The following is an 836-nucleotide window of genomic DNA, read 5'->3' as shown; positions in this document are numbered from 1 at the left end:
TCTGCTGGAAGATGCGCCAGTTCGAACGCAAGCCGGCACGGGCCAGCACGGGCTCGACCAATGCGCGGTAACGGGTGCGATAGAACCCCGTCTCACCCTGGCTGAAACTGCTGACCAGGCCGTGCACATAGCGCAGGGGGCGCTCACCGCGCCAGATCGTGAACAGCACTGGTTTGTCGAGCAACTGGCCGAAGTCGACCTCGTCTTCAAAACTGATCAGTTCCAGTTTCAGCTGGAACGGTGAGCTGATCATTTCGTCGAGTTCGAACGAAACCACTTCGAAGTCAATCTGGCCAGCCAGCGGCTGGAAGGTGAAACGCAAGTCGGATTGGCTAGGCATGCGGATCCCCCTGCTACTGCTGCAAGATGCCGTTGAGCGATTCCAGCACCTCGGCGGTGATCAGGCTCAGGCGGTAGCTGTAGTAGCAGTAGGCGCAGACCATGGCGATGGCGGAGATCACCAACGGGCTCCACCAGGGCCATTCCCGGCGCAGCCTGCGGTGGGGGCGATGGACCACGTTGGTATAGGGGTCGCCCACGAATTCCGGCGTGGGGCCGCGCAGTTCACGAATGACCTTGTGCATCCGCGAAATCAGGGCGTTGATGATTTCATCGCACTTCGGGTCCAGGGCGTACTTGCCCTTCAGGCCCAGGCAAAAGCAGAAGTACAGGAACTCCAGCACATCCTGGAACTCCTTGGGCGACTGCATCAACCGCTCCAGCAACACGAAGATCTTCTCGCCACCCTGGGTTTCGTCATGGAAGATGCTGAGCAGCGGTTCGTGGCTCCAGCACGAATTGTTCCCCCAGGGGCGGCTCATCACGGCCTCGTCCAG

2 protein-coding genes are annotated in these 836 nt (G+C 60.3%); both read right to left on the bottom strand.

The genetic code is table 11. The features are described 5' to 3' along the window. The coding region (locus tag RYH74_RS26290) for a contractile injection system protein, VgrG/Pvc8 family (RefSeq protein ID WP_317410617.1) at positions 1–340 on the bottom strand (340 nt) is incomplete at its 3' end. A gap of 13 nt (positions 341–353) precedes the next feature. Continuing rightward, a partial coding sequence (gene icmH, locus RYH74_RS26285; RefSeq protein ID WP_317410615.1) for a type IVB secretion system protein IcmH/DotU occupies positions 354–836 on the bottom strand: 483 nt, incomplete at its 5' end.

Origin of the sequence: Pseudomonas sp. LSJ-87, assembly GCF_032971465.1 — a bacterium.
Lineage (GTDB): Bacteria > Pseudomonadota > Gammaproteobacteria > Pseudomonadales > Pseudomonadaceae > Aquipseudomonas > Aquipseudomonas putida_Z.
The sequence above is the reverse complement of the archived record's forward strand: the minus strand, read 5'-3'. Positions and strand labels throughout refer to the sequence as shown.